The organism is Cellulomonas sp. plas2 (assembly GCF_057221735.1).
On sequence record NZ_CM170155.1, the window covers coordinates 2,157,386 to 2,180,424 of the forward strand.

Consider the following 23,039-nt stretch of genomic DNA (forward strand, 5'->3'; position numbering starts at 1 on the left):
TGCTCGGGCCGGGCGCACCGGAGGAGCGCCGGCGGCGGCCATCGACGCACCCGTCAGGGCCCCTCGTCAACGAGCACGCCCGCGGGGCTCGCGGCCGCGGCGCGCCGGGCCGCCGCCGCCCGGATGCGGGCGCGTCGCAGCACGGCCCACCGACGCCGCAGCACCACCAGCACCCACCCGGCCAGGACGGGCAGCCCTGCGGTGAGCAGGGCCCCCGCCACCACCCACGCCACCAGGCCCCACAGCACGCTCACCCCGTGACTGTCGGTCCCGGTCGCGACCGTGTCCCGGTGGGTGGCCGGCTGTCACCCGGTACATCACCCGTCCGGATGACCCGCGGTCGAGCGAGGGGGTTCGACGGCGCTGCCGCCGCGGGACGGTCAGCGGGCGCCGACCGCCGCTCGCTCCCCCTCGGCGGGCACGGCGTCGTCCATCTCGACGTCGCGGGTCTCCCGCGAGAGCGTCAGGGCGACGAGCGTCACGACGGCCGCGGCGCTGAGGTAGACGCCCACCAGCCACGGGCTGCCGCCGGCCCGCGCCCAGAGCGCGACCGCGACGATCGGCGCGAGCGCCGCGCCGAGGATGGAGCTGACGTTGTAGGCGATGGCCGAACCCGTGTACCGCACGTGGGTCGGGAACAGCTCGGGCAGCAGCGCGCCCATGGGGCCGAAGGTCGCGCCCATGAGCGTGAAGCCCAGGACGAGGAACGCCTGCACGAGCGCGCCCGTGAAAGCCCGGTCGGGCCGGTCGGCGAGGAGCAGCGCGAAGGTCAGCCCGAAGACGGCGATGAGCGCCGTGACGACGAGCAGCAGCCGCCGGCGCCCGACGGTGTCCGCCACGGGCCCGGACAGCAGCGTGAACAGGCCGAAGAACACCACGCCGACGATCTGCATGAGCACGACGTGCGTGTAGGGGATGCCGAGACCCGGCGTCGCGGCGTCCTGCCCGGCGGTGGCGTAGCTCAGCGTGAAGCTCGTCATCAGGTAGAACAGCACGTAGGTCGCCAGCATGATGAACGTCCCGAGGACGAGCGCGCGGCCGTGGTTGCGGACCGCGTCACCGAGCGGCAGGCGACGGATGGCGCCCGCCTCCTCGACCTTCGTGAACGCGGTGGACTCGACCAGCCGCAGCCGCACCCACAGGCCGACGACCACCATCACCGCGGAGAACAGGAACGGGATCCGCCAGCCCCAGGACAGGAACGCCTCGGAGGGCAGGAGCGGGTCCTGCGCGTGCGGCAGGGCGGCGTTGACGCTGAGGAACAAGCCGTTGGCGATGATGAAGCCCAGCGGCGCACCGAGCTGCGGGAACGTGCCGTACCAGGCGCGCTTGCCGCGCGGCGCGTTCTCCGTGGCGACGAGCGCCGCCCCCGACCACTCCCCGCCGAGCGCGAAGCCCTGCGCGAGGCGCAGGACGAGCAGGAGCGCGGGGGCGAGCAGCCCGACCTGGTCGTACGTCGGCAGCACGCCGATGAGGAACGTCGCCACGCCCATCACCAGCAGCGACCCGACGAGCGTCGCCTTGCGGCCCCGTCGGTCCCCCAGGTGCCCGAACACCACGGCTCCGACCGGCCGCGCGACCATCGCGGCGCCGAACACCGCGAAGGAGGCGAGCAGCGCGGTCGTCTCGTTGCCGGTCGGGAAGAACAGCCGCGGGAAGACCAGGACGGCGGCCGTGGCGTAGACGTAGAAGTCGTAGAACTCGATCGTCGTGCCGACGAGGCTGGCGGTGACGACGCGGGACCGGCTGTTCGCCGGGGCGGGGGCTGGTGCGACGGACATGGCCGGCGACGCTACGTCCGTTCCAGCACTCGGACCGGGCGGGACCAGCAGATGGGACGAACCGTCAGAAGTCTCCGCCGTCGAAGCCGCCCGCATCGAAGCCACCCGCATCGAAGCCGCCCGCAACGAAGCCGCCATCGAAGCCGCCGCCGTCGAACCCCGGGTCCTCGTAGCCGCCGCCGTCCGCCTGCACGTCGCCACCTGTGTCGGCGGCGTCGCCGTCGCCGTACCCGTCGCCGTAGCCGTCCGCGTAGGCGTCCTGCATGTCCCCGGCGCCGAACCCGTCACCCATGTCGAACATCGCGTCGGCGATCGCGGTGCCGACGAAGGCGCCGGCCACGCTCGCGAGCAGCGAACCGGCGAGCATGCCGCCCATCGACATGCCACCGCCCCCGAACCCGCCCCCGAACCCGCCGCCGTAGCCGCCGCCGTACCCGCCACCGCCGAAGGACCGCTCGAGCGTGCCCGGCCGGCGCAGCTCGGCGCGCGTGGCCATGCGCGCCAGGGACCGCGGGTCGTCGGCGGTCGACCGCTCCCCCGGCGGCACCTGGTCGGAGAGCTGCTCCAGCACCTGACGCCGCTGCTGCGGCGTGAGGGCCGCGAAGGCCTCCGCGTGCGCCTCCTCGATGCGCTCCGGCGGTGCGGTGCGCAGCAGGTAGCGGTAGCGCTCGACCGCCTGCTCGTCGGACAGGGCGGCACCGCGGCCGCCGGCCGGGCTCCCGGCGCCGCCGGGCGCGGGCGCGCCGGCCCCGCCGGGCGCCTGCCACGGGTCACCGGTGCCGTTCCACCCCGGGGCCGGCGCCGCGGTGGTGGCCCGGCTGCCGCTGTCGCGCCCGTCGCCCTGCCCGTGGCCGCGCCCGTCGCCGCGCACGCGTCCCAGGATCCGGTCGAGCAGTCCCATCGTGGCCTCCGTCGTCGTCGTGCGGCCCGGCGGCCGCGCCCGTCCCCCGGCGCCCACTCTTCCCGGCGGAGGCCGCTCAGGCCACCGCGCGCTCGTGCGCGAGGTGCACGACGGCGGCCGCGAGCGCCGCGATGCCGCGCTCGACGTCGGCGACGGCGACCCCCTCGTCGGGGTGGTGGCTGATGCCGTCCGGGTTGCGCAGGAAGAGCATGCCCACGTCGGTGAGGCGCGCGACGGCCATGCCGTCGTGGCCGGCACGGGAGAACAGGGACGCCGCCTCGCGCTGGCCGGTCGCGCCGATGCCGGCGTGCAGGACGTCCTGGAACAGCCCGCCGCACCGCACCGCCGGCGCGTCGTGCACCGTGCGGGCCGACCACGTCAGTCCCCGGCGCCCGGTGATCGCGTCGAGCTCGGCGGCGATGCGGGTCCAGGTGGCGTCCCGCGTCTCGTCGAGCTCGCCGCGCAGGTCCAGCGACAGGCGCACCTCCCCCGGGACGACGTTCGCCGCTCCCGGGAACGCCTCGAGCTGCCCGACCGTGCCGACGACGTGGTGCTCGCCGCGGCAGATGCGCTCGACGGCGAGCACCGCCTCGCTGGCGCCGACGAGCGCGTCCCGGCGCGCGTCGTAGGGCGTGCCGCCGGCGTGTCGCGCCTCCCCGACGACGGACAGCGCGTACCGCCGCGCGGAGGCGATGGACGTGACGACGCCCAGGGCCTCGCCCTGCCGGTCCAGCTCCGGCCCCTGCTCGATGTGCGCCTCGAGGTACCCCACGAGGTCGGCGGGCGCCCGCGCGGCCTCGGCCACGCGGGCGGGGTCGAGCCCGAAGGCGGTGAGGGCCTCGCGCAGGGTCACGCCGTCGCCGTCGCGCAGGTCCCACCACGCGGGGTCCCACGCACCGGCCAGTGCGGCGCTGCCGAGCAGCGCCCGGCCGAACCGCGCACCCTCCTCGTCCCAGAAGGCGACGACCTCGAGCCCGAACGGCCAGGACGGCACGTGCGCGGCCAGCAGCCGCACGACCTCGACGGCCATGAGGACGCCGACGATGCCGTCGTAGCGGCCCGCGTCGCGCACGGTGTCCAGGTGCGAGCCGAGCAGCAGGACGGGCCCGTCGGGGTCGCGGCCGGGCAGGCGGCCGACGAGGTTGCCGACGGCGTCCTGCCGGGTCGTCAACCCGGCCTCCGTCATCCAGCGGGCCGCGACGCGGTTGGTCCGGGCGTGCTCGGGTGACAGGTAGACGCGCTCGATGCCGCCGGTCATCGACGTGATGGCGGCGAGCTCGTCGCACCGTGCCATCACACGGCGGGCCGCGGCGTGCACGAGGTCCGGCGGCAGCGGCGGCAGGGCGCCGGTGCCGGTGCCGGTGCCGGTGCCGGTGCCGGTGCCGATGGCCGGGCTCACGGGGCGCGCACCTCGTCGTACACCGCGTACGCGGCGTCGACCCCGCCGCCGGGCGGCACCCGCACCCCGCCGCGGCGCAGCACCTGCTCGAGCGCGGCGAGCGTGAGCAGCACGGTGTCCTGGCGGGCGTTGTAGCCCATGGTGCCGATCCGCCACACGCGGCCGTGCAGCGGCCCGAAGGAGGTGCCGATCTCGATGCCGAAGTCGGCGAGCATCGCGGCGCGGCCGGCGTCGCCGTCCAGGCCGGCGGGGATCTCCACCGCGACGACGTTGTGCATCTTGTGCGCCACGTCGCCGAAGACCTGCAGGCCCAGGCCGCGCACGCCGGCCAGCATGGCCCGGCCGTGCAGGGCGTGCCGGTCGATGACGGCCTGCCGGCCCTCCTCGAGCAGGATCCGGGCGCACTCGCGGGCAGCGTAGAGCATGCTCGTCGCCTCCGTGTGGTGGTTCAGGCGCCGCGGCCCCCAGTAGTCGAGGATCATGCCCAGGTCGAAGTAGTTCGAGCGGATGGGGTCGTCGGCGTCCGCGTCGCCCTCCTCGCGGATGCCCGCCTCGACGCGGGAGCGCGCCCGGACGACCTCCACCGCCCGGGGGGACAGGGTGATCGGCGCGCTCCCCGACGGCCCGGCCAGGCACTTCTGCAGGCCGGCGGTCGCCGCGTCCAGGCCCCACGCGTCCGCCTCGAAGGGGTTGCCGCCCAGCGACGCGGTGGCGTCGGTGTAGAACAGCACGCCGTGCCGGGAGCAGATCTCGCCGAGGTCCTCCAACGGCTGGCACATCGTCGTCGACGTGTCCCCCTGCACGACGGCCAGGAGGTGCGGGCGCACGCGCACGACCGCCTCCTCGACCGCCGCCGGCGTGACGACCTGCCCCCACGGCGCCTCGACCGTGTGCACCTCGGCCTGCGCGCGGTGGGCGATCTCCGTCAGCAGGTGCCCGAACCGCCCGAACACGGGGACGAGGACGCGCTGACCCGGCCGCACGAGCGACACGAGCGCCGCCTCGATGCCCGCCCGGGACGTGCCGTCGACGAGGAACGTCGCCTCGTTCGTCGTCGCCCAGACCTGCCGGTACAGCGCCATGGTGTCGTTCATGTAGCCGGTCATCACGGGGTCGTACTGCCCGATCAGCGGCGTCGACAGCGCGCGCAGGACGCGGGGGTCCGCGTCGATGGGACCGGGGCCCATGAGCAGGCGCGCGGGCGGGTTGACCGGGCCGGGCAGGTACGCGGCCGGCAGGGATGTGGCGGGTGCAAGTGTGGCGGGCAGGGCGGTCACGCGGGGCCTCTCGGGTGGTGACGGGGCGGGGCGGTGGGACAGGGGGCGTGGACGAGGGCGAGGCGGTCAGGGCACGCCGGCGAGCGCGCGCCCGTGCCCGACGAGCGCGAGGTCGGACCCGGGCGGGCCGACGAGGCTCACGCCGACCGGCGCGGGCCCGAGCGGCGACGGCACGACGAGCGCCGGCACCGACAGGGCCGGCAGGCCGCCGAGGCCCGCGAGCGCCGTCGTGCGCAGGGTCGCCCCGCGGACGGCCTCGAGGGTCTCGGCGTCCGCCGTCCGGGACGGGGCCGGCCCGGGGGCCGTCGGCAGCACGAGCAGGGCGTCGTCGGCGACGAGGGCCCGCACGCGGTCGCGCAGGACCCCCGCGGCGGCGCGCGCAGCGGCCTCGTCGGCGGACGTGATCGTCGCGGCGACGGCGAACCGCTCGCGCACGCCCGGACCCAGCGCGTCCGGCTGCGCGGTCACCCAGGCGCCGTGGGCGCGCCAGGCCTCGGCGCCCTGCACGATGCGGAAGGCGTCGAGCCAGGGGTCGAGCGGGCCGACCTCGACGGTCTCGACCACGACGCCGTGCCCGTCGCGCACCCCGTCGAGCCAGGCGGTGAAGGCCGCCCGGGTGCCGGGCTCCGCGACGGCGAGGGCTTCGGCCGGCACCCGCAGGCGCAGGGGTCCGCCCGTGGCGTCCGTCGCCCCCGGCAGGCACCAGCGGACCACGGCCTCCAGCGTCGCCCCGTCACGGGTCAGCCACCCCACCGTGTCGAACGACGGCGCCAGGGGCAGCACCCCCTCCCGCGGCACGAGCCCGTGGGTGGTGCGCAGGCCCCACAGGCCCTGGTAGCTCGCGGGCACCCGCACCGAGCCGGCGGTGTCGGTGGCCAGACCCACGTCGGCCTGGCCGGTGGCGACCGCGCTCGCGGGCCCGCTCGACGAGCCCCCCGGCAGGGCGCCCGGCACCGCGCCGTTGACGGGCGTGCCGTGGTGCGCGTTGACGCCGGCGATGCTGTACGCGAGCTCGTCGGTGCGGGCGATGCCGCGCACCGACGCGCCACCGTCCAGCAGGTCGGCGACCGCGGGGGCGTGCGCGCTCTCCGGCGACGCCCTGCGCAGCCACGCGGGGTTGCCGGCACCGACCGGGTGCCCGGCCACGGCGACCACGTCCTTCACCGCGACGTGCAGCCCGGCGAGCGGCCCGGTCGCCGCGCCCGCGTGCAGGGGGTCGCCGACCACCCGCCAGACGGCGCGGTCGAGGGCGGCCGGCCGCCCGGTGACGTGCGCGGCGAGGACCCGCCACGTGCCGTCGTCGTCCGTCCACACCTGCGTCTGCAGGCCCGACCCGCCGCCGGCGTAGGCGGACACCCCGACGAGGAGCCAGGTCCCGGGCGCGAGCCGCCGTGCCTCGAGCCGGGCCGTCCGGCGGGGCGCCACGCCACCGCGCGCGCTGCGGAAGGCGCGGATGGCGTCGTGCCCGACGAGCAGCCCCGCGGCGTCGCCGCGCAGCGTCCCGGGCCCGGCGACGAACGCGTCGTCGAGCGCGACGAGGTCGTCCGCCGCGAGCGCGGCCTCGTAGGCGTCGAGAGCCACCAGCAGCGCCGCGGGCACGGTCTCCCCCGTGCGCGGGTCGACGACGGGATCGGCGGGGGTATCGACGGGGGTATCGACGGGGTCGACCACCGGGCCGGCGGACGGGGCGGTCACCGGTCCCGTCACGGCTGCACGCCCGGCGCCGGCCCCGCGGGCGACGCCGCCACCCCGGGGTCCCCCAGCACGGGCACGGGGGCGGCGGCCGGGGGCACGTCGGCGAAGTCGGCGAGCCGGATGCGCGCGTGCGCCCCGCACACGCGGTCGACGACCTGCGAGATGTCGACGTCGGTGGCCGCGGACAGGTAGGCGAAGGCGAGGTGCTCGGCCATGCCGTACCGGGCGACGAGCACGGCCAGCGCCGCCCGCACGCAGCGGCGCACCGCCTCGTCGAGGTCCGGGTCGAGGCCGGTCGGCACGAGGTGCTCGGGCGTGCGCAGCAGCGGCCCGTCGAGCTCGCCCAGGGCCGCCAGGGCCTGTGCGCGCGGCACGACGTCCACGCGCAGCCGCACCCGCAGGGACGCCTCGAGCGCCGTGAGCGCCACCTCGCCGTCGCCCTGCGCGAAGTGCGGGTCCCCCACGTACAGCCCCGCACCGGGCACCTGCACGGGCAGGTAGAGCGTCGTGCCGACCTGCAGGAGGTTGATGTCGATGTTGCCGCCGTGCGCGCCGGGCGGCACGGAGTGGGCGCGCTCGTCGCCCGCCGTGGCGACGCCGACGATGCCGAGGAACGGCGCGAGCGGCAGCGCCACCACCCGCGGCCCGCCGTCCTGCAGCGGCAGCAGCCCGACGAGGCCGTCGCCGCGACGCCCGACCGGCGTGAACACCGACACCGCGCGCTCGCCGCGCGGCAGCTCCCCCGGCAGCGCGCCGCGGCCGTGGCGGTTGGAGATGACGCCGTAGGGCACGCGGGGGTCGGCGGCGAGGACCGTCACCGCCAGCAGGTCACCCGGCTGCGCCCCCTCCACGTGCACGGGCCCCGTGACGACGTGCGGGCCGTCGGAGGCGGGGTCGCGGTGGCAGGCCGCCGCGACCTCCACGGCGTCGCGCAGCACATGCGGCGCGCTCACGCCGTGCCCGGTGAAGTAGGCGAGCGGGTCCGAGCCCTGGTCCTCGAGCAGGCCCTCGTGGCTGACGGTGTCGACGACGAGCTCGTCGCCCGCGGCCAGGCGCAGCACGGGCGCGTCGGCCGCGCACGGCAGGCGGCCCCACAGCACGGTCCCCGGCGTGGACGGCAGGTAGGCGACGCCCTCCGGCAGGCCCTCGCCGGGCTGCAGCACCGGCACGGCGGGACGCGCGAGGACCGCGACGACCGGTGTGGCGGCCGGTGCGGCGGCCGGTGCGCTCGGCGGGGTGGTCACGGGCGGGTACCTCCGGGGGACGGGACGGGCAGGACCGGAACCGGTCGGACCGGGGCGCGGCGGGCGGCGGCGGGACGGGCGAGGGCGGGACGGGCGGCGGTCGCCGGGTCGGCGGCTGCCAGGATGTGCGCCGTGACCTCCCAGCGCGCCCCCCGTGACCCCGCCCGCCTGCACCTGGTGCTCATGCTGGCGCTGACCTTCACGACCGGGATCGTCGACGCCGTCGGGTACCTCGGCCTGGACCGGGTCTTCACCGCGAACATGACGGGCAACGTCGTCATCCTCGGCATGGCGCTCGCGGGCTCGGACGACCTGCCGGTGCTCGGCCCGGCGCTCGCCCTGGTCGGTTTCATGCTGGGGGCGGCCGTCGGCGGACGCGTCACGGCTCGGGCCCCGCAGGGCTGGAGCGGCCGGTCGACCGGCACCTTCGCGGCGACGGGGGTCCTCGCGCTCGGGCTGGGCGTCGCGGCGCTGCTCGAGCCGCCCGCCGAGCGCACGGTCTGGGCCTTCGCGGTGACGACGGTGCTGGCCGTGGCGATGGGGCTGCAGGCGGCCACCGCCCGCCGGCTCGCGGTCAAGGACGTCACCACCGTCGTCGTCACCTCCACGCTCACGGGGCTGGCGGCCGACTCCCGCCTGGCGGGCGGCACCGGTGCGGGCTGGGCGCGGCGGCTGCTCGCGGTGGTGCTCATCCTGGCCGGTGCGGGGGTCGGCGCGCTGCTGCTGCACGTGGGCGGGCAGTCGGGCGTGGGGACGGGCATGGTCATCGCGGGCGTGGCGACGCTCGTCGCGGCCACCGTCGGCCACCGCTGGGCGCACCACCGCCGCACCCCGGCACCCGCCGCACCGGACGCCGCCCGCGCCTGACGGCCCCGCCTAGGCACCGGCGGGCACCGGGAGCAGGGTCCGGCCGAGCCCGGGCTGCACGACCGCACCGCCCGTGACGACGGGCACGCCGTGCAGCCGGACGTCCCGGACGCGGCCGACGAGGCGCCGGCCGTCGTAGGGCGTCACCTTGTTGCGGTGCTCGAGCCGCTCGACGTCGACGACGTGCTCCTCGTCGGGCGCCCAGGTGACGAGGTGGGCGGGCGCCCCGACGACGAGCTCGCCGAGGCCGGGCAGGCCCGCCACGCGCGCCGGCCCGGTCGTGAACGCCGGCAGCAGGGCCGCGAGCGGCACCCCGCGGCGGCGGGCCTCGTCGGCCACGACCGTGAAGCCGAGCTGCAGGCCGGCGATGCCGCCCCACGACAGCCCGAAGTCCCCGCCCGCGACGTGCTTGAGGTCCGCCGTCGCGGGCGAGTGGTCGGACACGACCGCGTCGATCGTCCCGTCGACGACGGCCTCCCACAGCGCGTCGGCGTTCGACGCCGAGCGGATCGGCGGGCAGCACTTGTACTGCGTGGCGGCGTCCGGGACGTCCTCCGCGTGCAGGACGAGGTAGTGCGGGCAGGTCTCGACGGTGACCGGCAGCCCCTCGGCCCTCGCCGCGCGCAGCAGCGGCAGCGCGCCGGCGTCGGACAGGTGCAGCACGTGGGCCCGCGCACCCGTGCGACGCACGCCCTCGACCACGCGCGCGATCGCCGCCCGCTCGCTCGCCGGCGGCCGGGAGGCGAGGAAGTCGGCGTAGACCGGCCCGAGGCGGCCGTCGGGCGCGGCGGGCAGCAGCGCCTCCGGGTCCTCCGCGTGCACGACGAGGACCGTGCCCAGCGCGGCCACCTCCGCCAGCGCGGCCGCCAGCCCCGCCGGGTCCAGGTGGCCGAACTCGTCCACCCCGGACGGCGTCAGGAACGCCTTGAACCCGCGCACGCCCCGCGCGTGCAGCGGGGCGAGCGACCCGAGGACCTCCGGCACCGCCCCGCCCCAGAACGCGACGTCGACGCTCAGCTTCCCGGCCGCCGCCGCGAGCTTGGCGTCCAGCGCGGCCGGGGTCGTCGTGGGCGGCACCGAGTTCAGCGGCATGTCGACGATCGTCGTCACGCCGCCGGCGGCCGCGGCCCGCGTCGCCGACGTGAAGCCCTCCCACCGCGTGCGGCCCGGCTCGTTGACGTGCACGTGGCTGTCGACGAGACCCGGCAGCAGGACCTCGTCGGCGCCGAGCACGACGTCCGCGTCCGCAGGGCCCGGCGGCGCCGCGAGGGTCTCCACCGCGGCGACCACGCCCCCGTCGACGCGCATCCGCGCCGGGACGAACGCCCCGCCGACCCAGGCCCGGGCCGCGGCCACGGTGAGCGTCGCCCCGGTCGGCCCCTGGACGGACGGGAGCGCCGCCGCGTGGTCGCTCACCGCGCCACCGCCGGCACCCGCGGCGCGACGGCGAACCCGGCGAGCAGGCCGGCCACGGGCTTGGGCGGCGGCGGGGCGTACTCCCCGCCGGCCGCCGGCCGCAGCCCGATCCCGACGAGGGCCGCCACCAGGGCGGTCGCCGCCGCGACCCCGTCCACGACCGGCACGCCGACCTCCGCCGAGACGTGGGCGCACAGCTCCGCCATGCCGGCGCAGCCGAGGACGACGACGTCGGCGCCGTCCTCGACCACCGCGCGCCGGCACCGCTCGGTGACGGCCTCGCGGGCGCCCGAGCGCGGGTCCTCGAGCGCCAGGACGGGGATCTCGACCGCGTGCACCCCGGCGCACGCGCCGGCGAACCCGTACCGGTCGACGAGCTCGCGGGCCCGCCCGACGGTGCGGCCGAGCGTCGTCACGACCGAGAACCGCCGGCCCACCATCGTGGCCGCGTGCAGGGCGGCTTCCGCGATGCCGAGGACCGGGCCGCGGGCCAGCTCGCGCGCGGCGTCGAGGCCCGGGTCGCCGAAGCAGGCCAGGACGTAGCCGTCCACGCCCTCGCGCTCGCCGATCGCGACCTGCTCGAGGACGCCCGGGACCGCCAGGGCCTCCTCGTAGTGGCTCTCGATGGACGCCGGTCCCATGGTGGGCTGCACCGCGTCCACCACCGCGCCGGGCGGGGCCGCTGCGGCCGCCGCCCGGCCGGCGAGCAGCGTCATGCTCGCCGTGGTGTTGGGGTTGATGACCCGGAGGTGCATCAGGCGGTCGCCCGCGTGCTCGTCGCCGGGGCGCCGTCCGCCTGGCCGACCGAGACCTGCGGGTCCGTCGGGTCCAGGAGCGGGATCTGCGGGTTCCGGCGCTCGAGGAGCACCATGACGGCGTACCCCAGCGCGCAGCCGATGAACCAGGAGTACGAGGCGATCCAGCGGACGTCCACCGCGCCCGCGCCGCCGCCGCTGAGGTCGAAGACCGTCTTGGGCAGGACCGCCGAGGCGATGGAGACCACGCCGGCGATGGCCGTGGCGGCCAGGGCGTTGCGGTTGTACCCGCCGGAGAACCAGTACCGGCCCGTGGTCGCCATGGTGAACATGTCGTCCACGTGCACGCGCTGGCGGCCGATGACGTAGTAGCCGGCGATGAGGATGCCGAACAGCGGGCCGATGAGGGCGCCGAGCACGCCGAGCGTGTAGTGGATGGCATCGGCGTTGCCGTACCAGTTCCACGGCGTCAGCAGCACGGAGCCGACCGCGGCGATCATGCCGCCGGCGCGCCAGGAGATCTTCTGCGGCGAGACGTTCGAGAAGTCGAACGCCGGGGAGATGAAGTTCGCGACGATGTTGATGCCGACCGTGGCGGTGACGAAGGTGAGGCCGCCGAGCAGGATCGCGAAGGGCGTGTCGATGGCCTCGACCGTGCGGATGGGGTCGGTGAGGAGCTCCCCGAACACCGGGACCGTCGCCGAGGCGCAGATGACGGTGAGCACGGAGAAGAAGAGGAAGTTCACCGGCAGGCCGAGCAGGTTGCCGCGCTTGACCGCCGCGAAGGAGCGGCCGTACCGCGCGAAGTCGCCGAAGTTCAGCATGGGCCCCGAGAAGTACGACACCACGAGCGCGATCGCCGACAGCATGACCGGGATCGAGGCGGCGAACGACAGCTGCGGCCCGCTCGAGAGGTTGAGCGAGATGTTCTCCCAGCCCGCCTGCGAGACGAGGTAGACGGCCAGGACGATCATCACGACGTAGACGGCGGGGCCGGCCCAGTCGATGAAGCGCCGGATCGTCTCCATGCCGCGCCAGAACAGGGCGGCCTGCGCGACCCAGAGGATCGCGTAGGACACGTAGCCGAGCGCCGACATGCCGAGGAACGTCGGCTCGAGCAGCGCCGCGGAGGACGGGACGAACTTGAGGAAGACGATGTTCAGCGACTCGGCCGCCAGGAACGTCTGCACCCCGTACCAGGCCACCGCGATGAGCCCGCGGATGATGGCCGGGATGTTGGCGCCGAGCACGCCGAACACCGCGCGGTTGATGACGGGGTAGGGGACGCCCGTGCGCTGGCTCGGCTTCGCGACGAGGTTGCAGAAGACCTGGACGATGCAGATGCCGACGACGAGCGAGACGAGCACCTGCCAGGACGCGAGACCGAGCGCGAACAGCGACCCGGCGGTGACGTACCCGCCGACGCTGTGCACGTCGGACATCCAGAAGGCGAAGATGTTGTACGACGACCAGCGCTGGTCGCGCAGCGGCGCGAGGTCCTCGTTGGTCAGGCGGGGGTCGTAGACGGCGTGGCCGTCGGTCGCCGGGGTCGCGGCGACCGCGGTGCGGTCGCCGGCGCTGTCGGTGGGAGCACTCATGGGACACCTCGGGGCAGGAGGGGTGGCGTGGGGGCGGTGCTGATGATGGGCGTCGCGCTCAGGGGCGGGCACGGGCCTGGTGCGGCCCCGCGGCGTCCCGTACGGTGAAGCGCCTCCTGCAGCTGGCGGCTGCTGGGGCGATGCGGTGAACCTATGGCTTCACATCCCCCTGCCGGTTTCATCCGTGTGAACGTTGCGGGTCGTTCGTGCGACACGGGTACGGGGGACGGCAGCGGCACGGGCCGGCACGGCAGCGGCACGGCAGCGGCACGGCAGCGGCAGAGGGCCGGCACGGCGGCGAGGGGAGGCGGGACGGTGCTCGACGAGGTCGCGGCGCTCGAGGGCTTCGACGCGGAGGTGCTCGGCAGCCGGCTGCGGGCGCTGCGGGAGTCCGCCGGCCTGACCCTGCGGGACGTCGCCGGGCGCACCGGCATCTCGACGAGCGCCGTGTCGCAGATCGAGCGCGGCGTGCTCCGCCCGTCGGTGCACCGCCTCTTCTCGCTCGTCACCGCGCTGGACGCCTCGCTCGTCGACGTCTTCGCCAGCGCCGGGGGGCCGCCGACGCTGCCGCGGGACGTACCGGCGGGCGGGGCCTCGGCCACGGCGGACGACCACGGCCTGCACGGCGCCGGGCAGGCCGTCGTCCGCCGGGCCGTCGAGCAGCCCGCCGTCACGCTGGCCGGCGGCGTGACCTTCCGCCGCCTGTCCCCCGGGCCCGTCCACGACGTCGACTTCTTCGAGTCGACCTACCCGCCCGGTGCGACGGCCGGGGACGCCGACGAGCTGCTCGCCCACCGCGGCTACGAGATCGGCACGGTGACCGCCGGCGAGCTCACGCTCGACCTGCCCGACGAGCGCGTCGTCCTGCGCCCCGGCGACTCCGTGTCCTACAGCTGCCGCACCCCGCACCGGCTGAGCAACCGCGGCACGGAGACGGCTGTGGCGACGTGGCTCATCGTGCACCCGGGTCTCGAGGAGCACCCCGCCCTGCGCGCACCGGCCACCGCGCCGCCGGCCTGAGGTCCGGGGACCGCGTCCCGGACACGTGCCGGTCACACCGCCGTCACGGCCCGGTGCCGTCCGGCCGCTACCGTCGCCGCCGTGGACCTCAGCGAGTTCGACACCGCTCCCCCGGACGAGGCGCGCGCGGCGGCCGGCGTGTGGGCGGCCGTGCCGTCCTGGGTCGACGCCCTCGTCGCCGGCCGCCCCTGGGGCGACCTGGAAGCACTCGCCGCCCGCGCCGATGCGCTCGCCCGCACCTGGACCCGCGCGGAGGTGGAGGCCGCGCTCGCCCACCACCCGCGCATCGGCGAGCGGCCCGTCGGGGAGGACGCCGGGGCGGCGGCGTCGCGCCGGGAGCAGGCCGCGGTGGCCCGTGCCGACACGTCCGTGACCGAGGCCCTCGCCGCGGGGAACGCCGCCTACGAGCGCCGCTTCGACCGCGTCTTCCTCATCCGGGCCGCCGGGCGCACGCCGGAGGAAATCCTCGCCCACCTGCGGCGGCGCCTCGACGCCGACCCCGACGAGGAGAGCGCCGAGGTCGCGGACCAGCTCCGGCAGATCGCCCTCCTCCGGCTGCGGACCTCCCTCACGGCCGCTGCGGCCGCCGCACCGGCCGCCACGCCCGCACCGGCGGTGGCCCCGTGACGGGCACGGTGCGCAGCCACGTGACGACCCACGTGCTCGACGGCTCCCGCGGCCGGCCCGCCGTCGGCGTCACGGTCCGCCTCACAGCCCCGGACGGCACGGTCGTGGCGACCGCCGTCACCGACGCCGACGGGCGCGTCGGCGAGCTCGGCCCCCCGGCCCTCGCACCCGGCACCTGGTCGCTCACGTTCGAGACGGGCGCCTACTACGCGGCGCTCGCCGTGGACACCTTCTACCCGGCCGTGACGGTGGCCTTCACGGTCCCGGCCACCGAGGAGGTGCCGGCCCTCGACGCGCCCGGTCCCGCGCGGACGGCCCACCTGCACGTGCCGCTGCTGCTGAGCCCGTACGCCTACTCGACGTACCGCGGCAGCTGAGGGGACCACTGGCAGGACGGCCGGCAGGGCGGGAGGACAGGCACGGGACGGCGGACGACCGGTCCCGCGCCCCCGTCGGCGTGCGGCACGCCCGTGCCGGTGCCACGCTCGGACCATGAGCGAGGACACCACCGGCACCGCCGGCGACCAGGACCAGGACCTGCCCACCTCCGACGAGGTCGGCACCGCGGACGACCCGGACGCGGACCCCGGCATGCTGAACCCCCGCACGGGGGGCGAGGCGTCGGGCGGCGACAGCTCGGGCGACCCGGACGCCGACCCGGACATGCTCAACCCGCGCACGACCTGAGCAGCGCACGGCCGCCGCACGGCCGCCGCACGACGGCCGCACGACGGCCGCACGACGGCCGCACGACGGCCACGCACGACGACGCCGCCCCCGGGAGTCCTCCTCCCGGGGGCGGCGTCGTCGTCCTGCCCGACCGTGCGGGGCAGCCGCGTCAGGCGATGCGGCCGGCCGAGTTCTCGTCGCCGATCTTGTGCACGAGGATCGTGTTCGTCGACCCCACGACGCCCACTGGCGTCCCCGCGACGACGACGACGTAGTCGCCGACCTCCGCCAGGCCCTCGCGCTGCAGCGTCTCGTCCACGTGGTTGACCATCGCGTCCGTGTTCTCCACGTGCGGGACCTGGTAGGTCTTCACACCCCACGACAGGGACAGCACGTTGCGCACGGCCTCGATGGGCGTGAAGGCCAGCAGCGGGATGGCCGAGCGCAGCCGGGACATGCGGCGGGCGGAGTCGCCGGACTGCGTGAACGTGACGAGGTACTTCACGTCGAGCACCCCGCCGATCTCGGCGGCCGCCCGCGTGATCGCGCCACCGCGGGTGTGCGGCGTGGAGCCCAGGGGCGCGATGCGCTCCCGACCCAGCTCCTCGGTGCTCTCGATGATCCGCGCCATCGTGCGGACGGCCTCGATCGGGTAGTCGCCGACCGACGTCTCCCCCGACAGCATGACCGCGTCGGCGCCGTCGAGCACCGCGTTGGCGCAGTCCGAGGCCTCGGCGCGGGTGGGCCGCGGGTTCGTGATCATCGACTCGAGCACCTGCGTGGCGACGATGACGGGCTTCGCGTTGCGGCGGGCCAGCTCGACGGCGCGCTTCTGCACGAGCGGCACCTGCTCGAGCGGCAGCTCCACGCCCAGGTCGCCGCGGGCGACCATGATGCCGTCGAAGGCGGCGACGATCTCGGAGAGGTTTTCCACCGCCTGCGGCTTCTCGACCTTGGCGACCACGGGGACGACGCGCCCCTCCTCGTCCATGATCCGGCGCACGTCGTCGTAGTCGGCCGCGGTGCGGACGAAGGACAGCGCGATGATGTCCGCGCCGATGCGCAGCGCCCAGCGCAGGTCCTCCTCGTCCTTGTCGCTCATCGCGGGGACGGACACCGCGACGCCGGGCAGGTTGAGGCCCTTGTTGTTCGAGACGGGACCGGCCACCTCGACGCGGGTGACGACGCGCGGGCCCTCGACCGCGGTGACGCGCACGAGCACCTTGCCGTCGTCGATGAGGATCGGGTCGCCGACGCGGGCGTCGCCCGGCAGGCCCTTGTGGGTCGTCGAGACGAGCTCCTTCGTGCCCTCGACGTCCTCGGTCGTGATGGTGAAGACGTCCCCCACCGCGAGGTCGTGCTTGCCCTCGACGAACCGCCCGAGTCGGATCTTCGGGCCCTGCAGGTCGACGAGGACCGCCACCGAGCGGCCGGACGCCTGGGCCGCGGCCCGGACGTTCTCGTAGACGCGCGTGTGGGCCTCGGTGTCGCCGTGGCTGCGGTTGATGCGGGCCACGTCCATGCCCGCGTCGACCAGCGCCTGGATCTGCTCGGGGGACTCGGTCGCCGGACCGATGGTGCAGACGATCTTCGCTCTACGCATGTTCAGAGCGTATGCCACCGCGTCCCCCGGACCGGGACGGACGTCCCACGGTGGGACGCCCGTCGCCGTGCCTCAGGGACGCAGCGCGACGGTGCTGGCGCGCACCGGCGCGGGCAGCTCCGTGCAGCCGGACAGGTGCTCGTCGACGGCGGCCGCCGCCGCCCGGCCCTCCGCGATCGCCCACACGATGAGCGACTGCCCGCGACCGGCGTCCCCTGCGACGAAGACGCCGGGCAGCGCGGTGGCGAAGTCGTCGCGCCGCGCGAACGCGCCGCGCGAGGTGACCTCGAGCCCGAGCTGGGCGACCGCGGCCTCCGTCTCGGGCCCCGTGAACCCCATGGCGACGAGCACGAGGTCCGCCGGCAGGTCCTGCTCCGTGCCGGGGGTCGGCACGCGCGAGCCGTCCGGGCGGTACTCCGTGCGGGCCATGCGCAGGGTGCGCACGTGCCCGGCGTCGTCGCCCTCCCCGCCGAGGAACGCCACGGTCGAGGCGAGGAACTCGCGCTCGCCGCCCTCCTCGTAGGAGCTGGAGATCTCGTAGACGACGGGGTCCATGGGCCACGGCTGGCCCTCCGGGCGCTCCTCCGGCGGCCGCTTGCCGATGGCGAGCGTCCGCACGGACGCGGCCCCCTGGCGCAGAGCGGTGCCGACGCAGTCCGACCCGGTGTCGCCGCCGCCGATGACGACGACGTGCAGGCCCTCGGCGGAGATCGGCGTCCGGTCGAGGCGCCCCGCGACGACCTTGTTGGCCGGCGTGAGGAAGTCCATCGCCATGTGCACGCCCGCGAGCTCGTTGCCCGGCACGCGCAGCGCGCGCGGCACCGTGGCGCCCGTCGCGATGACGACGGCGTCGTACCGCGCCCGCAGCTGCTCCCAGCTCACGTCGACACCCACGTGGACACCCGGGCGGAACCGGGTGCCCTCGGCCTCCATCTGCGCCAGCCGGCGGTCGATGTGGTGCTTCTCCAGCTTGAAGTCCGGCACGCCGTAGCGCAGCAGGCCGCCGATGGCGTCGTCCCGCTCGTAGACCGCCACCGTGTGCCCCGCGCGCGTGAGCTGCTGCGCAGCGGCCAGCCCGGCGGGGCCGGACCCGACGACCGCCACCGTGTGACCGGTGAGCCGCTGCGGCACCTGCGGCGCGACGAGCCCCGCGGCGAACGCCTCGTCGATGATCGAGACCTCGACCTGCTTGATCGTCACCGAGGGCTGGTTGATCCCGAGCACGCACGCCGACTCGCACGGGGCGGGGCAGATGCGGCCGGTGAACTCCGGGAAGTTGTTCGTGGCGTGGAGCCGCTCGATGGCCTCGTCCCACTGGCCGCGCCAGACGAGGTCGTTCCACTCGGGGATGAGGTTCCCCAGCGGGCAGCCGTTGTGGCAGAACGGGATGCCGCAGTCCATGCAGCGCCCCGCCTGGCGGTTGAGCACGGGGTCCTGCGACGGGCGGACCGCGAGGTGCTCGTGCACCTCGCGCCAGTCCATGAGTCGCACGGGGACCGGCCGGCTCGGCGGGAGCTCGCGCTCCCGCGTCCGGAGGAACCCCCTCGGGTCAGCCATGCGCCAGCTCCAGGATCTCGTTCCAGGCACCCGGCGCCATCGGGTCGAGGCCGCGCTGCGCCGCCTCGTCCAGGGCGCGGCGGATGCGCGCGTACTCCAGCGGCAGCAGCCGGGTGAAGCGGTGCCGCCAGCCGGCGGCGTCGTCGAGCAGCGCGGTCGCGACCTGCGAGCCGGTCTCCTCGGCGTGCAGGCGCAGCAGGCGCTCGACCGTCGCGGCGTCCTCGTCGTCCAGCGGGTCCAGCGCGAGCTCGCCGCCCGCGGACTGGAGGTTCAGCTGCCCGTGCACGAGGTCGAGCACGTAGGCCGTCCCGCCGGACATGCCGGCGCCGAGGTTGCGGCCCGTCGGGCCCAGGACCAGCACGGTGCCGCCGGTCATGTACTCCAGCCCGTGGTCGCCCACGCCCTCCACGACGAGCGTGGCGCCCGAGTTGCGGACGGCGAAGCGCTCGCCGGCCAGGCCCGAGAGCAGGACCTCGCCGCTCGTCGCGCCGTAGCCGATGACGTTCCCGGCCACGACGTTGCGGTGCGGGGCCAGCTGCGCGCTGCGGTCGGGCCGCACGACGATCCGGCCGCCGGACAGGCCCTTGCCGACGTAGTCGTTCGCGTCGCCCTGCAGCCGCAGCGTGATGCCGCGCGGCAGGAACGCGCCGAACGACTGCCCGGCCGAGCCGGTCAGCGCGATGTCGATGGTGCCCGGGGGCAGCCCGTCGCCGCCGTGCCGGCGCGTGACCTCGTGGCCGAGCATCGTCCCGACGGTGCGGTTGACGTTGCGCACGGGCAGGTCGATGCGGACGGGCTCCCCGCGCTCGAGGGCGTCGGCCGACAGCCGGATGAGCTGCTGGTCGAGCGCCCGCTCCAGGCCGTGGTCCTGCGAGCGGGACCGGTGCAGCGTGGAGCCCTCGGCGGGCTCCGGCGCGGCGAGCACCGGCGACAGGTCGAGCCCGGCGGCCTTCCAGTGGTCCACCGCCTGGCGCGCGTCGAGCAGGTCCACCCGCCCGACGGCCTCCTGCACCGAGCGCAGGCCGAGGGCCGCCAGGTACTCGCGCACCTGCTGGGCCAGGAACTCGAAGAACGTCACGACGAACTCCGGCTTGCCCGTGAAGCGCGCGCGCAGCTCGGGGTTCTGCGTGGCCACGCCCACCGGGCAGGTGTCGAGGTGGCAGACGCGCATCATGACGCAGCCCGACACGACGAGCGGCGCGGTCGCGAACCCGAACTCCTCGGCGCCCAGCAGCGCGCCGATGACGACGTCGCGGCCGGTCTTGAGCTGGCCGTCGACCTGGACGCTCACGCGGTCGCGCAGATCGTTGAGGACGAGGGTCTGCTGCGTCTCGGCCAGGCCGATCTCCCACGGCGTCCCCGCGTGCTTGAGCGACGTCAGCGGGCTCGCGCCCGTGCCGCCGTCGTGGCCCGCGATGAGGACGACGTCCGCGTGCGCCTTGGCCACGCCGGCCGCGACCGTGCCCACGCCGAACTCGCTGACGAGCTTGACGTGCACCCGGGCGGACGGGTTGGCGTTCTTGACGTCGTGGATGAGCTGCTTGAGGTCCTCGATGGAGTAGATGTCGTGGTGCGGGGGCGGCGAGATGAGGCCGACGCCCGGCGTGGAGTGCCGGGTCCGCGCGATCCACGGGTACACCTTGTGGCCGGGCAGCTGGCCGCCCTCGCCGGGCTTGGCGCCCTGGGCGAGCTTGATCTGGATGTCGTCGGCGAAGGTGAGGTACTCGCTGGTGACGCCGAAGCGGCCCGAGGCGACCTGCTTGATCGCCGACCGGCGCTCCGGGTCGTGCAGGCGCTCGCTCTCCTCGCCGCCCTCGCCCGTGTTCGAGCGGCCGCCGAGCCGGTTCATGGCGATCGCGAGCGTCTCGTGCGCCTCGGCGGAGATGGAGCCGTAGGACATGGCGCCGGTCTGGAAGCGCTTTACGATCTCGCTGACCGGCTCGACCTCCTCGACCGGCACGGGCGGCAGGACGCCCTCGCGCAGCTGCAGGAGCCCGCGCAGGGTCATGAGCCGCTCGGACTGCCCGTCGACGCGGTCGGTGTACTCGCGGAACACGTCGTACTGGCGCGAGCGCGTGGCGTGCTGCAGGCGGAACACCGTCTCGGGGTCGAAGAGGTGGTCCTCCCCGTCCCGCCGCCACTGGTACTCGCCGCCGGAGGCGAGGCGCTGGTGCGCCTGGCGGTTGCCCGACGCGGGGTAGGCGTCGGCGTGACGCGCCGCGACCTCGGCCGCGACGACGTCGAGCCCGATGCCGCCGAGCCGGCTCGTCGTGCCGGTGAAGTACTTGTCGACGAAGGGCTGGGACAGGCCGATGGCCTCGAAGACCTGCGCCCCGCGGTAGGAGGCGATCGTCGAGATGCCCATCTTCGACATGACCTTGAGGACGCCCTTGCCGAGGCCCTTGATGAGGTTGGCGACCGCCTTCTCCGGCTCCACCTGCAGGTAGCCGGAGCGCGCCATGTCCTCGACCGTCTCCATGGCGAGGTACGGGTTGACCGCGGCCGCGCCGTAGCCGATGAGCAGCGCGACGTGGTGCACCTCGCGCACGTCGCCGGCCTCGACGACGAGCGAGACCTGCGTGCGCGTGTGCCGGCGCAGGGTGTGGTGGTGCACCGCCGACAGGAGGAGCAGCGACGGGATCGGCGCGAGCTCGGCGTCGGAGTTGCGGTCGGACAGCACGAGGAAGCTCACGCCGTCCGCGATCGCGGCGTCGACCTCGGCGAAAATCTCCTCGAGGCGCGCCTCGAGGACCTCGCCGCCGCCGGAGGCCCGGTAGAGCCCGCGGATGATCGTCGAGCGGAAGCCGTACCGCGGCTCGCGCTGGACGTGCACGATCTTCGCGAGCTGGTCGTTGTCGAGCACGGGGAACGGCAGCACGAGCTTGCGGGCGTGCTCCGGCCCGTCGACGAGCAGGTTCGGCTCGGGACCGATCGCCCCGCCGATCGAGGTGACGAGCTCCTCGCGGATCGCGTCGAGCGGCGGGTTCGTCACCTGCGCGAACATCTGCGTGAAGTAGTCGAACAGCAGCCGCGGGCGCGAGGACAGCACGGCCACCGGGGTGTCGGAACCCATGGCGCCCAGCGGCTCGGCGCCGGTGGCGCCCATGGGGCCGAGGATGACCTTGAGCTCCTCCTCGGTGTACCCGAAGGCGCGCTGGCGCCGGCGTACGGAGGCGGCCGAGTGCGCGACGTGCTCGCGCTCGGGCAGCTGCTCGAGGAAGACGGAGTTCTCCTGCACCCACTGCGCGTAGGGCTTCTGGGCGGCGAGCTGCCCCTTGACCTCGTCGTCGGCGACGATGCGGCCCGTGCCCGTGTCGACGAGGAACATGCGGCCCGGCTCGAGCCGGCCCTTCTGCACGATCGTCGCCGGGTCGAGGTCGAGGACGCCCGCCTCCGACGCGCACACGACGAGCCCGTCCTCCGTGACCCAGAACCGTCCGGGGCGCAGGCCGTTGCGGTCCTGCAGCGAGCCGATGAGCGTGCCGTCGGTGAAGGTCAGCGCGGCCGGGCCGTCCCACGGCTCCATGAGCGTCGAGTGGTACTCGTAGAAGGCACGCCGCGCCGGGTCCATCGTCGCGTGGTTCTCCCACGCCTCCGGGACCATCATGAGGATCGCGTGCGGCAGGGACCGCCCCGCCAGGTGGAGGAGCTCGAGCACCTCGTCGAAGGAGCCGGAGTCCGAGCCCCCGGGCGTGCAGACGGGCAGCAGCGGCGCCAGGTCGCCGAGCGCCTCGGAGGCCAGCCGGCCCTCGCGCGCGGCGACCCAGTTGCGGTTGCCGCGCACGGTGTTGATCTCGCCGTTGTGCGCGATGAGCCGCATGGGCTGCGCGAGCGGCCAGGAGGGGAACGTGTTCGTCGAGAAGCGCGAGTGCACCAGCGCGAGCTCGGAGGCGTAGCGCGGGTCCGAGAGGTCGGCGAAGAACGGCTCGAGCTGCGCGGTGGTGAGCATGCCCTTGTAGGTGAGCGTCCGGGAGGACAGGGACGCGAAGTAGACGCCCGCCTCGCGCTCGGCACGGCGCCGCAGGCGGAAGGCGCGCCGGTCGAGGTCCAGACCCGCCAGGGCGCGGGACGGGTCGGCGACGACGAGCTGGCGGAACGCGGGCATGGACGCGCGAGCCGTGGGCCCGACGAGGTCGGCGGTCACCTGCACGTCGCGCCACGCCAGGACGTCGAGCTTCTCCTCCGCCGCGATCGCGTCGATGCGGCGGCAGGCCTCCGCGCGGGCGGCCTCGTCGGCGGGCAGGAACGCCATGCCGATCGCGTACTGGCCGACCGGCGGCAGCTCCGCGTCGACGACGTCCCGCAGGAAGGCGTCGGGGATCTGCGTGAGGATGCCCGCACCGTCGCCGGAGTCGATCTCGGCGCCGACGGCGCCGCGGTGGTCGAGGTTGAGCAGCGCGGTCAGCCCGGCGTCGACGATGTCGCGCCCCGGCGTGCCGCGCAGCGTCGCGACGAACGCGAAGCCGCACGCGTCGTGCTCGGCCGCGGGGTCGTAGAGACCCTGGGCTCCCGGGACGAGCCCCGGGGGGCTCGCGGGCGTCGTCGACATGGCACCGTCCTCACGGACCCCACGAGGTCCAGCTGTGCAAGGGGATCGCGGGGACGTCGTCGGCCCACCTGTGTGCAGGCG

Annotated in this window: 18 protein-coding genes; 5 read left to right on the plus strand and 13 right to left on the minus strand. The window is 75.6% G+C overall.

The features are described 5' to 3' along the window. Positions 1 to 53 precede the first annotated feature (53 nt). The 7 genes from AC2TDM_RS09705 to AC2TDM_RS09735 all read right to left on the minus strand — a co-directional run bounded on the left by AC2TDM_RS09705 (position 54) and on the right by AC2TDM_RS09735 (position 8,222). Entirely contained in the window at positions 54 to 254 is a 201-nt protein-coding gene (locus AC2TDM_RS09705; protein ID WP_484634492.1) for a hypothetical protein, read from the minus strand. A 126-nt stretch (positions 255 to 380) separates the two neighbouring features. Next, positions 381 to 1,781 (minus strand): MFS transporter, encoded by a 1,401-nt coding sequence (locus AC2TDM_RS09710; RefSeq protein WP_484634493.1) that lies wholly within the window; start codon positions 1,779 to 1,781, stop codon positions 381 to 383. A gap of 64 nt (positions 1,782 to 1,845) precedes the next feature. Beyond that, entirely contained in the window at positions 1,846 to 2,682 is an 837-nt protein-coding gene (locus AC2TDM_RS09715) for a hypothetical protein (RefSeq protein WP_484634494.1), read from the minus strand. A gap of 76 nt (positions 2,683 to 2,758) precedes the next feature. Then, the gene (locus AC2TDM_RS09720) at positions 2,759 to 4,081 is read right to left on the minus strand and encodes an allantoate amidohydrolase (protein WP_484634495.1); all 1,323 of its coding nucleotides are present in this window, start codon (positions 4,079 to 4,081) and stop codon (positions 2,759 to 2,761) included. Continuing rightward, on the minus strand, positions 4,078 to 5,268 hold the full coding sequence (locus tag AC2TDM_RS09725) for a pyridoxal-phosphate-dependent aminotransferase family protein (RefSeq protein ID WP_484636427.1): 1,191 nt from the start codon (positions 5,266 to 5,268) through the stop codon (positions 4,078 to 4,080). The genes AC2TDM_RS09720 and AC2TDM_RS09725 overlap by 4 nt, the downstream gene beginning before the upstream one ends. A gap of 156 nt (positions 5,269 to 5,424) precedes the next feature. Further along, a complete protein-coding gene (locus AC2TDM_RS09730) occupies positions 5,425 to 7,053 on the minus strand; it encodes an AtzH-like domain-containing protein (RefSeq protein WP_484634496.1) in 1,629 nt (542 codons plus the stop codon). A gap of 8 nt (positions 7,054 to 7,061) precedes the next feature. Continuing rightward, positions 7,062 to 8,222 (minus strand): acetamidase/formamidase family protein, encoded by a 1,161-nt coding sequence (locus AC2TDM_RS09735; RefSeq protein WP_484636428.1) that lies wholly within the window; start codon positions 8,220 to 8,222, stop codon positions 7,062 to 7,064. A gap of 207 nt (positions 8,223 to 8,429) precedes the next feature. On the opposite strand from AC2TDM_RS09735, the gene AC2TDM_RS09740 reads away from it, so the two are divergent. Beyond that, a complete protein-coding gene (locus tag AC2TDM_RS09740) occupies positions 8,430 to 9,164 on the plus strand; it encodes a YoaK family protein (RefSeq protein WP_484634497.1) in 735 nt (244 codons plus the stop codon). A 9-nt stretch (positions 9,165 to 9,173) separates the two neighbouring features. Here AC2TDM_RS09740 and allB read toward each other — a convergent pair whose 3' ends face one another. From allB to AC2TDM_RS09755, 3 genes are read right to left on the minus strand one after another with little or no spacing between them, the layout of a single operon-like run. Continuing rightward, the gene (allB, locus tag AC2TDM_RS09745; protein WP_484634498.1) at positions 9,174 to 10,580 is read right to left on the minus strand and encodes an allantoinase AllB; all 1,407 of its coding nucleotides are present in this window, start codon (positions 10,578 to 10,580) and stop codon (positions 9,174 to 9,176) included. After that, positions 10,577 to 11,335, minus strand: coding sequence for an aspartate/glutamate racemase family protein (locus AC2TDM_RS09750; protein WP_484634499.1), 759 nt, complete (start codon positions 11,333 to 11,335; stop codon positions 10,577 to 10,579). The genes allB and AC2TDM_RS09750 overlap by 4 nt, the downstream gene beginning before the upstream one ends. After that, positions 11,335 to 12,933, minus strand: a complete 1,599-nt coding sequence (locus AC2TDM_RS09755) for an NCS1 family nucleobase:cation symporter-1 (RefSeq protein ID WP_484634500.1) — start codon at positions 12,931 to 12,933, stop codon at positions 11,335 to 11,337. Before AC2TDM_RS09755 ends, AC2TDM_RS09750 begins: the two co-directional genes overlap by 1 nt. Before the next feature lie 315 nt (positions 12,934 to 13,248). Here AC2TDM_RS09755 and AC2TDM_RS09760 point away from each other — a divergent pair, with 315 nt between their 5' ends. The 4 genes from AC2TDM_RS09760 (at position 13,249) to AC2TDM_RS09775 (ending at position 15,267) form a co-directional block, all read left to right on the plus strand. After that, a complete protein-coding gene (locus AC2TDM_RS09760; RefSeq protein ID WP_239078792.1) occupies positions 13,249 to 13,953 on the plus strand; it encodes a helix-turn-helix domain-containing protein in 705 nt (234 codons plus the stop codon). Between the two features lie 81 nt (positions 13,954 to 14,034). Further along, positions 14,035 to 14,580: a 2-oxo-4-hydroxy-4-carboxy-5-ureidoimidazoline decarboxylase gene (gene uraD / locus AC2TDM_RS09765; RefSeq protein ID WP_484634501.1), complete on the plus strand. Its 546-nt coding sequence runs from the start codon at positions 14,035 to 14,037 to the stop codon at positions 14,578 to 14,580. Continuing rightward, positions 14,577 to 14,957 (plus strand): hydroxyisourate hydrolase, encoded by a 381-nt coding sequence (gene uraH / locus AC2TDM_RS09770; RefSeq protein WP_239078791.1) that lies wholly within the window; start codon positions 14,577 to 14,579, stop codon positions 14,955 to 14,957. The genes uraD and uraH overlap by 4 nt, the downstream gene beginning before the upstream one ends. 115 nt (positions 14,958 to 15,072) lie before the next feature. Then, the gene (locus AC2TDM_RS09775; protein WP_090033691.1) at positions 15,073 to 15,267 is read left to right on the plus strand and encodes a hypothetical protein; all 195 of its coding nucleotides are present in this window, start codon (positions 15,073 to 15,075) and stop codon (positions 15,265 to 15,267) included. A gap of 151 nt (positions 15,268 to 15,418) precedes the next feature. Here the strand turns inward: AC2TDM_RS09775 and pyk are convergent, their stop codons facing one another. From pyk to gltB, 3 genes are all read right to left on the minus strand, one after another. Then, positions 15,419 to 16,852, minus strand: a complete 1,434-nt coding sequence (pyk, locus tag AC2TDM_RS09780) for a pyruvate kinase (protein WP_090033692.1) — start codon at positions 16,850 to 16,852, stop codon at positions 15,419 to 15,421. A 72-nt stretch (positions 16,853 to 16,924) separates the two neighbouring features. After that, positions 16,925 to 18,409 carry a glutamate synthase subunit beta gene (locus AC2TDM_RS09785; RefSeq protein WP_484634502.1) on the minus strand — a complete coding sequence of 495 codons (1,485 nt, stop codon included), beginning with the start codon at positions 18,407 to 18,409 and terminating at the stop codon, positions 16,925 to 16,927. Further along, complete coding sequence (gene gltB, locus AC2TDM_RS09790; protein ID WP_484634503.1) at positions 18,402 to 22,958, minus strand: glutamate synthase large subunit; 4,557 nt, start codon at positions 22,956 to 22,958, stop codon at positions 18,402 to 18,404. The genes AC2TDM_RS09785 and gltB overlap by 8 nt, the downstream gene beginning before the upstream one ends. Positions 22,959 to 23,039: the final 81 nt, after the last annotated feature.

What these genes read in the sequence shown, in the direction of transcription:
- AC2TDM_RS09715 (WP_484634494.1), bottom strand. Translation starts at nt 2,682, where the DNA reads ATGGGACTGCTCGACCGGATCCTGGGACGCGTGCGCGGCGACGGGCGC.
- AC2TDM_RS09755 (WP_484634500.1), bottom strand. Translation starts at nt 12,933, where the DNA reads ATGAGTGCTCCCACCGACAGCGCCGGCGACCGCACCGCGGTCGCCGCG.
- pyk (WP_090033692.1), bottom strand. Translation starts at nt 16,852, where the DNA reads ATGCGTAGAGCGAAGATCGTCTGCACCATCGGTCCGGCGACCGAGTCC.
- AC2TDM_RS09710 (WP_484634493.1), bottom strand. Translation starts at nt 1,781, where the DNA reads ATGTCCGTCGCACCAGCCCCCGCCCCGGCGAACAGCCGGTCCCGCGTC.
- AC2TDM_RS09775 (WP_090033691.1), top strand. Translation starts at nt 15,073, where the DNA reads ATGAGCGAGGACACCACCGGCACCGCCGGCGACCAGGACCAGGACCTG.
- AC2TDM_RS09725 (WP_484636427.1), bottom strand. Translation starts at nt 5,268, where the DNA reads ATGGGCCCCGGTCCCATCGACGCGGACCCCCGCGTCCTGCGCGCGCTG.
- gltB (WP_484634503.1), bottom strand. Translation starts at nt 22,958, where the DNA reads ATGTCGACGACGCCCGCGAGCCCCCCGGGGCTCGTCCCGGGAGCCCAG.
- AC2TDM_RS09750 (WP_484634499.1), bottom strand. Translation starts at nt 11,335, where the DNA reads ATGCACCTCCGGGTCATCAACCCCAACACCACGGCGAGCATGACGCTG.
- AC2TDM_RS09785 (WP_484634502.1), bottom strand. Translation starts at nt 18,409, where the DNA reads ATGGCTGACCCGAGGGGGTTCCTCCGGACGCGGGAGCGCGAGCTCCCG.